Consider the following 11,329-nt stretch of genomic DNA (forward strand, 5'->3'; position numbering starts at 1 on the left):
TCTGGCCCCGAGGTCACGCTCCTGCGCGCTGCGGATCACGTTCCCGCGGCCGGCGGTGGTTCAGCCCGACGGGGGCAGTTCGCCCGAGCCGCGGGTGATCAGCCGGGTCGGGATCTCGATGCGTTCCGGGGCGAGGAGGGTGCCGTCCAGCTGGCGGAAGAGGCGCTCCGCGGCGGTCCGGCCGAGGGTTGCCGCGTCCTGGGCGACGACGGTGACGCCCGGCTCGAGCAGATCGGCCAGTTCGATGTCGTCGAAGCCTACGAAGGCGACCCGGCGCGCGTGCTCGGCCAGCACACGGATCACGGTGACGGTCACGCGGTTGTTGCCCGCGAAGACCGCGGTGACCGGGTCGGGCCCGGACAGCATCGTCTCGGTGGCCCGGCGCACCCGCTCCGGGTCGGTGACGCCCAGCGACATCCAGGAGTCCTCGACCGGTATGCCCGCGTTCTCCATCGCCGCCCGGTAGCCGCGCAGACGCTCGGCGGCCGTGTGGATGCGGGGCATGTCGCCGATGAACCCGATCCGGCGGTGGCCGTGGGCGATCAGGTGGGCTACGCCGTCGCGGGCGCCGCCGAAGTTGTCCGACAGCACGACGTCGGCCTCGATGTTCCCGGCCGGGCGGTCGACGAACACGGTTGCGACACCCGCCTTGATCTCCGGCTCCAGATACCGGTGGTCGTCACCGGCCGGGATCACGACCAGTCCGTCCACCCGCCGTGCGCACAGCGCCAGCGCCAGCTCCTGCTCGCGCTCCGGGTCCTCCGCGCTGGAGCCGTTGATCAGCAGGGCCCCGTGCGCGCGGGCGACCTCCTCCACCGCGCGGCTCAGCGGCCCGTAGAACGGGTCGGCGAGGTCTTCCAGGACCAGCCCGACACTCGCCGTACGGCCCTTGCGCAGCACCCGCGCGCTGTCGTTGCGGCGGAAGCCCAGGGCCGCGATGGCGTCCTGGACGCGCCGCTCCGTGTCCGGGGTGACCCCGGGCTCGCCGTTGACCACGCGGGAGACGGTCTTCAAGCCGACGCCCGCGCGGGCCGCCACGTCCTTCATGGTCGGACGGCTGCCGTAGCGGTTCCCCAGGGCGCGGTGGGGGCGGTCTGCGGGGCGGTCTGCTCGACGGGCGGTCTCGGGCACGGTGCGGCGTCCTGTCCTGTCGTCCACGGAGAAGTGACGCGTCCACGGGGATGCGCGGGTCCATGGGTTCGTATGAGGATGTGGCGTCGAGCATAGAACCTGGACAACGTTGTCATACGCACGAGAGACTGTCCATCGCACACTCCGGGCCGCGCCCCCCTCGGCAGGACCGGAACTGCGCCCACCTCTTGGTTTTCTCATGGTTGACGGGGAGATCTGACTCTGATGCACACCGACCTCGTGGCCGCGCTGGACATCGGCGGCACCAAGATCGCCGGAGCGCTGGTGGACGGCCGCGGCGGCATCCTGGTACGCGCGCAGCGCGCGACGCCCGCGCAGGAGGACGGGGACACCGTGATGCGCGCCGTGGGGGAGGTGCTCGGCGAGCTGGGCGCGTCGCCGCTGTGGGCGCGTGCCACGGCCCTGGGCATCGGCAGCGCGGGCCCGGTGGACGCCTCCGCGGGCACGGTCAGCCCCGTCAACGTGCCCGGCTGGCGCGGCTATCCGTTGGTCGAGCGAGCCAGTGCCGCGGCCGGCGGCCTGCCCGTGGAGCTGATCGGCGACGGCGTGGCCATCACGGCGGCCGAGCACTGGCAGGGCGCCGCCCGGGGGCACGACAACGCGCTGTGCATGGTCGTCTCCACCGGTGTCGGCGGAGGCCTGGTCCTCGACGGGCGGCTGCGTCCCGGCCCGACCGGCAACTCCGGTCACATCGGCCACATCAGCGTCGACCTCGACGGCGACCCGTGCCCGTGCGGCTCGCGCGGCTGCGTGGAGCGCATCGCGAGCGGCCCGAACATCGCCCGCCGGGCCCTGGACCAGGGCTGGCGCCCGGGCCCCGACGGCGACACCTCGGCCGCCGCGGTGGCCGCCGCCGCCCGCGCCGGGGACCCGGTCGCCGTGGCCTCCTTCGCCCGCGCCGCCCGCGCCCTGGCCGCGGGCATCGCCGCCACCGCGACCCTGGTCGAGATCGACATCGCGGTGATCGGCGGCGGAGTGGCCAAGGCGGGGGACGTGCTCCTCGCCCCGCTCCGCCGTGCCCTGGCCGACTACGCCACCCTCTCCTTCGTACGGGCTCTGACGGTCGCCCCGGCCCAGATGGGCACCGACGCCGGCCTGGTCGGAGCGGCGGCCGCAGCGCTCGCGGCCCGAACGGACGTGACGGCGGCCGGGGTCTGACAGGGCGGCCGCGGTCCATGATGTGGGCCGTGCACGTCAAAAGACGGAGGGGGACTGGTGGTGGCGCAGCAGAGTACGGCCGCCGGGGGCGGAAACGCCCTGGCTCTGTTCCTGATGGTGTGGGGAGTCATGGCCGTCGTGTTCGGCGGCGGACTGGCCTTCGACAATCGCGGGGTGGCACGGCAGACGTTCCGGTTGAACGGCCGGCCGTGGCAGCCGAAATCGCCACGCGACATCAAGATCGTCCGAATGTTCGGTGGAGCCTTCGCCCTGATCGGCGCCGGGGTGCTCGTCCAGGGCGCGCTGATGCTCGAACCGAGTTCCGGGGTGGAGTGGCAGAAGCTCCCGCACATCGGCCTGCCGACCTGCGTCGTGACGACATCCCTGGTCGTGATCGGCGTGATCCTGCAGTGGAGGACGAACCCGAGCCCGCTGCGGACGGCCTGGTCGGCCGGGGTCGTCCAGCGCGTCGCGTTGGTGGCGGCCGCTGTCTCACCGCCGCTGTTCGTCGTGTGCTGGTGGGCGCTGGGGCCGGGCCCGCTCAGTGTGGTGCCGGGGCTGGTGGCCGTCGCCGCCTCGCTGGTGCTCTTCCTGGGGCGGAAGCGGCCGGACGTGCACGATGACCCGCTGGGTGATCTGGGCCCCCTCTGAGAGTCGGACGCACGATGACCCGCTGGGCGATGTGGGCCCGTTCCGAGAGCCGGACGGGTGCGAGGAGGCGTTCCCGGCGCGGGCTTGTCCGGGGCACGCCTCCTCGGTCGGCTCAGCACATCCCCGACTCAGCCCATCCCCGGCTCAGCACATCAGGCGGGCGTCCGCCCAGTCCGCGTGGTCGGAGTCGATGCCGTCGCCGCCGTCCGTGACGACGAGGCGGACCACCTGCGCTCCGGTCACGTCGGCCGACAGCGGCTGCGCGCCCGACGCGTTGGTGAGGACCCCGGTGGCGGCGACCTTCCTGCCGTCGGCCCAGACCTCGAACGCGACCGTGCCCTTGCCGTCCTTCTCGTCGTCGACACCGACGTCCGCGGTGACCGCCCGGCAGGCGCCGCCGGTGTAGAACTCGACGGCGCTCTCCGCGTGGACGCCGAGCCCCTTGGCGTACACCACCCCGCCGAGGGTGATCGGATGACCGTCACCGGCGCCGCTCTCGCCGTTGCTGGTGTCGCGCTCCACCGGGCCGTAACCGTTGGCGGCCGACATCCAGGGAAGGTCGCTGAGGTACGACGTCCCGGCGGGCGGCCGCACCACCACACTGGCGGCGACGGTCAGGTCGCTGTCGGCGCGGGTGCCGCCGGGGGAGCGGTAGCCCGCCTCGAGTGTCAGGTCGTACCGCCCCGTCGGTGTTCCGGCCGGTGCGATGACCGTCCAGCGGGTGCGCAGCGCCTTGCCCGTCGGTACGGACGGGGCCCGGGACGCGGACTCGGCCCGTACCGTCCAGCCCTTGGGGCCGGTCAGGGACACGGACACCTGCGTGGCCGGCGTACGGCCCAGGTCGGTGACGGTCGTGGTCAGCGTCACCGGCTTGCTCGCCTCCAGCAACGGGACCCCGTCCAGGCCGAGTTCGACGGCGGGCGGGTTCGCGGCCCAGTGGCGGTCGGCGAAGACCCGGACCAGGACGGTGCCGTGGGCCGGAACGGTCGCCGAGATCGCGCCCGCGGTGTTGGAGGACCGGTGCCGCCACAGGTCGCGCAGCGTGTAGGCGGCGGCGTCGGGCAGGCCCACGGCCCGCGCGGTGGTGGCGATGCGCTGCGGGCTGCCGGTCTCGTTGAACAGCGCGACGGCGCGGCTGCCGTCCTCCATCTCCTTGGCCACGACCCAGCGCCCGCCCTCGGAGGAGACGACGGCGCCCTGCCTGCCCAGCGGGTCCTGGTCGACGGCGACGACCTCCTTGTTGCCCAGGATGTCGAGGGTCGCCTCGGAGGCCTCGCGCAGGTCCGAGCCGATGAGGAGCGGCGCGGCCATCACGGACCACATCGAGAAGTGGGTGCGGTACTCGGTGTCCGTCATGCCGCCGTTGCCGACCTCCAGCATGTCGGGGTCGTTCCAGTGGCCAGGACCGGCGTACGGGGCGAGCGGCAGGTTCTGCTTCAGGATCGACAGCATCGAGCCCCAGTTGTCGCTGATGTCGTCGGTGGTGCGCCACAGGTGCCCGATGTCGGAGGCCCATTCCCAGGGTTTGTTCTGGCCCCATTCGCAGATGCTGTAGACGATGGGCCGGCCGGTCGCCTCCAGCGCGTCCCGCATGGTGGTGTACCGGAGCCTGGCGTCCACGCCCTGGTTGTTGCAGTTGTCGTACTTGAGGTAGTCCACGCCCCAGTCGGCGAACTGCTGGGCGTCGCTGTACTCGTGGCCGAGCGCGCCGGGGAATCCGGCGCTGTTGCAGGTCTTGGTGCCGGCGCTGGTGTAGATGCCCAGCTTGAGCCCCTTGGAATGCACGTAGTCCGCGACGGCCGCGATGCCGTTCGGGAACCGGGCCGGGTCGGGTACGAGCTTGCCGTTCGCGTCGCGGGCGGGCAGGGCCCAGCAGTCGTCGAGGTTGACGTACTGGTACCCGGCGTCCTTCAGGCCCTCGGCGACGAAGAGGTCGGCGATGCCCTTGACCATGGCCTCGTCGAACTCGGCCCGGCAGTTCGTGGAGTTCCAGTTGTTGAAGCCCATCGGAGGGGTGAGGGCGAGCCCGTCGGCCCGGGTGGGCGTGACGGAGTCCGGTGCGGGAGCCGCGGCGGCGGGCGCGGCGGGGATGGCGACGGCGGGCGCGGCGACGGCGGGGACGGCGAGTCCCGCGGTGCACAGCAGTCCTGCGACCAGAGTCCCGACCACGGTGTGACGGGCGGTGCGCGTGTACGGGTGACGCATAGGAACGCTCCTCCGAACTCGCGAAAGATGGGATGACCTCATGTTCGCGTCATCGGTGCGCGGTTATGGTAGGACGTGTCCAACTCTGTTGGAAGAGAAGTGGTAACGGTTGTTCGATATCCCGTCAGATCCCTTGACTGCTCCCCGAGTTGGCGATGAGATCCCCTTCTCGCGTTCGGTTGTGTTGGGTCGCACCCCGAGGAGGGGGACATGGCGCAGTCATCGTTCAACCGGCTCGTCCCGCCGACCGGTGCGGCAGGACATCCCGTCTCCCGGCGCAATGTCCTGCGCGGCGCGGCCGTCGGAGCGGGCGCGGTCACCCTTCCCGCCCTGCTGTCCGCCTGCGGCTCAGGACCCGGCGGAGGCAAGGACGAGGTCACCGTCGGGTCGAACGCCTCGGACGCGGTGCCGAAGAAGGCGTTCGCGGCGGCCTTCGACGCGTACCGGAAGCAGTCCGGCAAGAAGGTCAAGGTCAACACCAAGGACCACAACGACTTCCAGGAGAACATCAACCGCTATCTCCAGGGCCGTCCCGACGACGTCTTCATGTGGTTCGCGGGGTACCGGATGCAGTACTTCGCGGAGAAGGGGCTGCTGACCGACATCAGCGACGTGTGGTCGTCCTACTCCGGGTTCTCCGACGCCCTGAAGGCGCAGTCGACGCACGGCGGCAAGCAGTTCTTCGTGCCGTACTACTACTACCCGTGGGCGGTCTTCCACCGGAAGAGCCTGTTCCAGCAGAAGGGCTACCAACAGCCCGGGACCTGGGACGAGTTCATCGCGCTGGCCAAGCAGATGTCCAAGGACGGCACGCCGGTCGCCTTCAGCGACAAGGACGGCTGGCCCGCCATGGGCACCTTCGACTACATCAACCTGCGCCTGAACGGGTACGACTTCCACAAGTCCCTGATGGCGGGCGAGCAGGCGTGGACCGACAACCGGGTGAAGAAGGTCTTCGACACCTGGCGCGAACTGATGCCGTACTACCAGAAGGGCGCCCTCGGCCGGACCTGGGAGGAGGCCGGGCAGAGCCTTCAGCAGCGCAAGACGGGCATGGCCGTTTTCGGCATGCCGCACCCCGGCAGCCAGTTCCCGGAGAACGAGCGCGAGGACATCGACTTCTTCGCGTTCCCCGAGATCGACCCGCAGTACGGCCAGGACGCCGTGGAGGCGCCCATCGACGGCTTCCTCGTCGCGAAGAAGTCCAAGAACGTCGCCGCCGCCAAGGACCTGCTCAAGTGGCTCGGCACAGCGAAGGCCGAGGACGTCTACCTGCGGTACGACCCGAACAACGTGGCCGTCAACTCCGGTGCCGACACCTCCGCCTACAGCGCCCTGCAGAAGAAGTCCGCCGAACTCGTCTCCGGCGCGAAGCAGATCTCGCAGTTCCTGGACCGCGACACCCGCCCCGACTTCGCCTCCACCGTGATGATCCAGGCGATCCAGGACTTCATCGGCAATCCGAAGGACGTCGACGGGCTGTGCAACAGCATCGAACGGCAGAAGAAGACCATTTTCTCGCAGCCCGTCGGCTGATCACTGGGGGACCTCTTCCGTGGCGCTCACCTCCCCGCGGCGCGCCGGACGGCCACGGCTGCGCCGGTTCACCCGCCGCGACCTCGCCGTCCTCGGCGTGCTGCTCGGCATACCGGTGCTGCTCGACGTCGCCATCGTCTGGGGGCCGACGCTGGCCTCCGTCGGACTGTCCTTCACCTCCTGGGACGGCATCGGGGACATCCACTGGGCCGGCGGCGAGAACTACCGGAACCTCGCGGAGAACTACCCGCCGTTCTGGCCCGCGGTCCGCCACAACGTCCTGTGGCTGCTCTTCCTGGGACTGATCGCGACACCGTTCGGGCTGTTCCTGGCCGTCCTCATCGACCGGGGGGTCCGCTTCAGCCGCTTCTACCAGTCCGTGCTCTACCTGCCGGTGGTGCTCTCGCTGGCCATCGTCGGCTTCATGGCCCAACTGCTGCTGGGCACCGACCAGGGCGCGATCAACACCCTCCTCGGCAACCGCACCGACCCCATCGACTGGCTCGGCGACTCCCACCTCAACATCTGGATGATGATGATCGCGGCGAGCTGGCGGCACGTCGGCTACGTCATGATCCTCTATCTGGCCGGCCTGAAGTCCGTCGACCCGGCGCTGAAGGAGGCGGCGGCGATCGACGGGGCGAACGAACGCCAGACGTTCTTCCGCGTGGTCCTGCCGACCCTGCGCCCGGTGAACGTCGTCGTCGGCGTCATCACCGTCATCGAGGCGCTGCGCGCCTTCGACATCGTCTACGCGGTCAACAAGGGCCGCAACGGCCTGGAACTGCTGTCGGTGCTGATCACCGACAACATCATCGGCGAGGCGAGCCGCATCGGCTTCGGCTCCGCCATCGCCGTGGTCCTGCTCACCGTGTCCCTGGGGGGCATCGTGACGTTCCTGGTCCAAGAGCTGCGAGGTGCGCGCGACCGATGACGGCAGACATCCGCGGCACCGTGCCCGTACACCGCGCGGCGCCGGCACCCGCACCGCCCGCGGCACCCCGGCGGCGGGGCCGCTGGGGCGTGCAGATCTTCCTGTCGGCGGTGTCGCTGGTGTTCGTCGCGCCGCTGCTGCTCGCCGTCTACGCCTCACTGCGCCCCTATCAGGACACGGCGCAGCACGGCTACTTCTCCTGGCCCAGGCATCTGTCCTTCGGGTACTACCGCCAGGCCTACACCGAGTCCGGCATGGGCAGGTACTTCGCCAACACGCTGATCATCGCGGTGCCCGCGGTGATCGTCACGCTGTTCCTGGCGGCGTTCGTGGCGTTCGCGGTCTCGCGCCTGAAACTGCGCGGCGGCCTCGTCCTGCTGGTGTTCTTCACGGCGGGCAACCTGCTCCCGCAGCAGGTGATCGTCACACCGCTCTACGTCCTGTTCAACAGGATCCCGTTGCCGTGGTGGATGTCCGACTCGCTGACCCTGTACGACTCCTACTGGGCCGTCATCATCGTCAACATCGGCTTCCAGCTGGGCTTCTGCGTCTTCGTCCTGGCCAACTTCATGCGCACGCTGCCCCAGGAGATTTTGGAGGCGGCGATCGTCGACGGCGCAGGCGTGTGGACGCAGTTCTGGCGCATCACCCTGCCGCTGTGCCGCCCGGCCCTCGCGGCCCTGGCGACGCTGGAGTTCACCTGGGTCTACAACGACTTCCTGTGGGCCCTGATCTTCATCTCCGACCCCGACAAGCTCCCGATCACCTCCTCCCTGAACAACCTGCGCGGGCAGTTCTTCACGGACTACAACCTGCTGGCGGCCGGATCGGTCCTGGTGGCCCTTCCGACGATCCTGGTCTTCCTGCTCCTGCAACGCCACTTCATCGCGGGCCTGACGCTGGGGTCGACGAAGGGGTGAGTGCTCGGTGGGTGCTCCCCCCGGGTGCACGAGCGTGACCTCGGAGCGGTCGGCGCAGTTGAACCGAGCATGAAGAAGCGCAGCATGCTCGCCCTCGCCTCCCTGGCCACCGGATTCGTCGTCGCCGCCGTCAGCCCGTCGCACGCCGTCGACCACGACGGGCTCGGCGATCGGAACGTGAAGGACATCGTGGGCACCGTCGACCAGGTCGTCGGTCAGGAAGGCCACGCCGCGGACGACGACACGTCCGGGCACCACCACGGCTGACACCCGTCGGCCGAGCACGGCGCCGGCGCCGTCCTGTGAAGTACTGGTACTGATGGGCCCACAAGCGAACGCCCCCGACTGGGAGTCATGGTCGGGGGCGTGTGACGTTCGGGGGGTTGGTCCTCTCGCCGTGGTTCGTTGTTACTGCCCTTCGTCGGGCGGTTTGGCTCGGTCGTCGATGACTACGCGGACGGGTTCGGCCTCGAGCATCTGATCCGGATTGTCGATGATCTCCTCCACGGTTTCAGTGAGGCGCTTGTGGAGGTGTCCTGCGATGGCCCGGGTGACGAGGCTGGGATCGGTGCGGCTCACCTCGTCGAGGCGGGTGAGGGCGGCCACGATGCTCGGCCCGGAGACGCGCACGTTCACGGTGTCGGCCGCGTCCTTCACGTCGCCGGGGATGTGGAAGTGCGGATCGCTACTCGCGTGCTTGACGAGGAACGCCCACGTGTCACGGTGGGCCCGGAGGTTGGCGTAGGAGATGCCTGCGGCTGCGCGTAGTGTGACGAGATTTGGGGGCTCTTCGATTGCCGCGGCCGGCTGGCGTGGTTCGGGTTGAGGATGTTCGGTCGCTGATGGTTCGACTGGCCTGTGGGCGGTGCGGAGTTGCCCTTCGAGTCGGCTGATGGAGCCGCGGAGGGCCACCAGTTCGTTGCCGATCTGGGCCAGTGGTTTGGTGACTGTTTCGTTGGTGATGGCGGCGGTGGTGTCCTGTCGGATCTGGTCGATGGTGTGCTGCTGATCAGTGACCTGCTGTTTGAGTGCGGCCAGGACTTCTGTGATTCTGCTGAGTTGTGCGTTGATTGTGCGGCGTTGCTCCCTGTCGTCTCGGCCGAATGACACGTTTCCCCCTTGAGTCGGTTTCGACCTTGATCAGGGTGGGGGTAAGGCGACTTGTCGACAAGAGCGCGGATTCGGACAGCAGGCGCCGCCGGCCGGAGATGATCCGGCCGGTGGCTCCGTCACGCCCCTAGTACTCCAGCAGGATTTTGCTGTCTGGCCTGGGGTTTCGCTGGGCGGCTGGAGTGTAGCGGGCCGCGGAGTGGTCAGGGGTGGCCTTCGGCAGGCCGCCCCTCGATCGTGCGACAGTGCCGCAGGTAGCGACAGGGTGCGGGGCAGCCTTCTCACGTGATCACCGCGCGTGTTGCCGAGCAGTGGGACCTGGAACTGGACGACCTCTTCGTGACCATCGGCCATCGCTTCGGCCGGGTGGAACTACGCCGCCGCATGCGTGACTACGTACGCGGTCTGCTCGCCCCGGTGGCCCGAAAGAACAGCTGGCAACTGGCCGAGCAGGCAGGTCACGCTACCCCTGACGGTCTGCAGCACTTGCTCGCCGGAGCGAAGTGGAACCCCGACGATATCCGCGACGACCTGCAGGAATACGTCGCCGACAAGCTCGGCGAGACCGATGGGGTCCTCATCATCGACGACACCGGGTTCATCAAGAAGGGCATCACCTCCGCCGGGGTTCAGCGCCAATACTCCGGAACTGCCGGCCGCACCGAGAACTGCCAGATCGGCGTCTTCGCCGCCTACGCCACCACCCGAGGCCGGGCCCTGGTCGACCGCGAGCTCTACCTGCCCAAGACCTGGACCGAGGACCGCGAACGCTGCCGCGCGGCCAAAGTCCCTGACGAGCGAGTATTCGCCACCAAGGGCGAGTTGGCCCGGCGCATCGTGCTGCGGTCCCTCGCCTCGCCGCTGCCCATCGCCTGGGTCACCGCGGACGCCGCCTACGGTCAGGAGGGCCGCTTCCGGCGACTGCTGGAACAGTCGGGCGTCGGCTACGTGCTGGCCGTGCCCAAGTCCCAGTTCACCGTGGGCTGTCCCCGCATCGACGGGCTGTTCTCGCAGGCCCCGGCCGAAGCATGGGAGAAGCTCTCGTGCGGTGACGGTGCGAAGGGGCCGCGTGTTTATTACTGGGCAGCAGTGCGGCTGCCAGCGGTTGCCGAGTTCGACTACCAGGGCGAGGTCCCCCACCGGATGCGGTGGGCGCTGGCCCGGCGCAGCATCAGCAAGCCCGATGAGATCGCCTACTACCTCGCTTACGCTCCTTTGGAGACCACCGTTCGGGAGTTGGTGCGGATCGCCGGGACGCGCTGGGCGATCGAGGAGTGTTTCCAGGCCGCGAAGAACGAGTGTGGCCTGGACCAGTACGAGGTCCGTCGCTACGTGGGCTGGTACCGGCACATCACTCTGGCCATGCTCGCGCACGCCTTCCTGGCCGCCACGGCGCACCAGGTCCGGGAAAAGGGGGCGGCACCGGTGAGGCAGCCGGGGCAATCGAGTTCACAGTGGCGGAGATTCGGCGACTCCTGGCAGCTTGTCGTCCCCAACCGCCGCACCTTCGTGGCCGTCGAGGACGACACCACGCGCTGAGCTGGTCGAACTGGCGCCGACGACGCCAAGCGGTCGCCCGCCGCTGTCACTACCTGCGACGCTGTCGCACGATCGAGGGGCGGCCTGCCGAAGGCCACCCCTGACCACTCCGCGGCCCGCTACA

Annotated in this window: 10 protein-coding genes; 7 read left to right on the top strand and 3 right to left on the bottom strand. The window is 69.5% G+C overall.

What is annotated here, in order from left to right:
• Window positions 1–60: 60 nt before the first annotated feature.
• Window positions 61–1,131: a LacI family DNA-binding transcriptional regulator gene (locus ACTYVM_RS12140; RefSeq protein WP_445525928.1), complete on the bottom strand. Its 1,071-nt coding sequence runs from the start codon at window positions 1,129–1,131 to the stop codon at window positions 61–63.
• Between the two features lie 225 nt (window positions 1,132–1,356).
• Between ACTYVM_RS12140 and ACTYVM_RS12145 the strand changes: the two genes are divergently transcribed.
• Complete coding sequence (locus tag ACTYVM_RS12145) at window positions 1,357–2,310, top strand: ROK family protein (protein ID WP_445525929.1); 954 nt, start codon at window positions 1,357–1,359, stop codon at window positions 2,308–2,310.
• Between the two features lie 57 nt (window positions 2,311–2,367).
• Window positions 2,368–2,961, top strand: a complete 594-nt coding sequence (locus ACTYVM_RS12150; RefSeq protein ID WP_445525930.1) for a hypothetical protein — start codon at window positions 2,368–2,370, stop codon at window positions 2,959–2,961.
• Between the two features lie 144 nt (window positions 2,962–3,105).
• On the opposite strand, the gene ACTYVM_RS12155 is transcribed toward ACTYVM_RS12150, so the two are convergent.
• The gene (locus ACTYVM_RS12155) at window positions 3,106–5,166 is read right to left on the bottom strand and encodes an NPCBM/NEW2 domain-containing protein (protein ID WP_445525931.1); all 2,061 of its coding nucleotides are present in this window, start codon (window positions 5,164–5,166) and stop codon (window positions 3,106–3,108) included.
• Window positions 5,167–5,376: 210 nt separating this feature from the next.
• Between ACTYVM_RS12155 and ACTYVM_RS12160 the strand changes: the two genes are divergently transcribed.
• The 4 genes from ACTYVM_RS12160 to ACTYVM_RS12175 all read left to right on the top strand — a co-directional run bounded on the left by ACTYVM_RS12160 (window position 5,377) and on the right by ACTYVM_RS12175 (window position 8,823).
• A complete protein-coding gene (locus ACTYVM_RS12160; RefSeq protein ID WP_445525932.1) occupies window positions 5,377–6,702 on the top strand; it encodes an ABC transporter substrate-binding protein in 1,326 nt (441 codons plus the stop codon).
• A gap of 19 nt (window positions 6,703–6,721) precedes the next feature.
• A complete protein-coding gene (locus ACTYVM_RS12165) occupies window positions 6,722–7,636 on the top strand; it encodes a carbohydrate ABC transporter permease (protein ID WP_445525933.1) in 915 nt (304 codons plus the stop codon).
• Window positions 7,633–8,556 carry a carbohydrate ABC transporter permease gene (locus ACTYVM_RS12170; protein ID WP_445525934.1) on the top strand — a complete coding sequence of 308 codons (924 nt, stop codon included), beginning with the start codon at window positions 7,633–7,635 and terminating at the stop codon, window positions 8,554–8,556. Before ACTYVM_RS12165 ends, ACTYVM_RS12170 begins: the two co-directional genes overlap by 4 nt.
• A gap of 69 nt (window positions 8,557–8,625) precedes the next feature.
• On the top strand, window positions 8,626–8,823 hold the full coding sequence (locus ACTYVM_RS12175) for a hypothetical protein (protein WP_400029661.1): 198 nt from the start codon (window positions 8,626–8,628) through the stop codon (window positions 8,821–8,823).
• A gap of 141 nt (window positions 8,824–8,964) precedes the next feature.
• Here ACTYVM_RS12175 and ACTYVM_RS12180 read toward each other — a convergent pair whose 3' ends face one another.
• Entirely contained in the window at window positions 8,965–9,666 is a 702-nt protein-coding gene (locus tag ACTYVM_RS12180; RefSeq protein WP_445525935.1) for a hypothetical protein, read from the bottom strand.
• Window positions 9,667–9,951: 285 nt separating this feature from the next.
• On the opposite strand from ACTYVM_RS12180, the gene ACTYVM_RS12185 reads away from it, so the two are divergent.
• Window positions 9,952–11,205, top strand: coding sequence for an IS701 family transposase (locus tag ACTYVM_RS12185; protein ID WP_445525936.1), 1,254 nt, complete (start codon window positions 9,952–9,954; stop codon window positions 11,203–11,205).
• Window positions 11,206–11,329: the final 124 nt, after the last annotated feature.

The sequence above is a fragment of the Streptomyces cyslabdanicus genome, assembly GCF_052663305.1.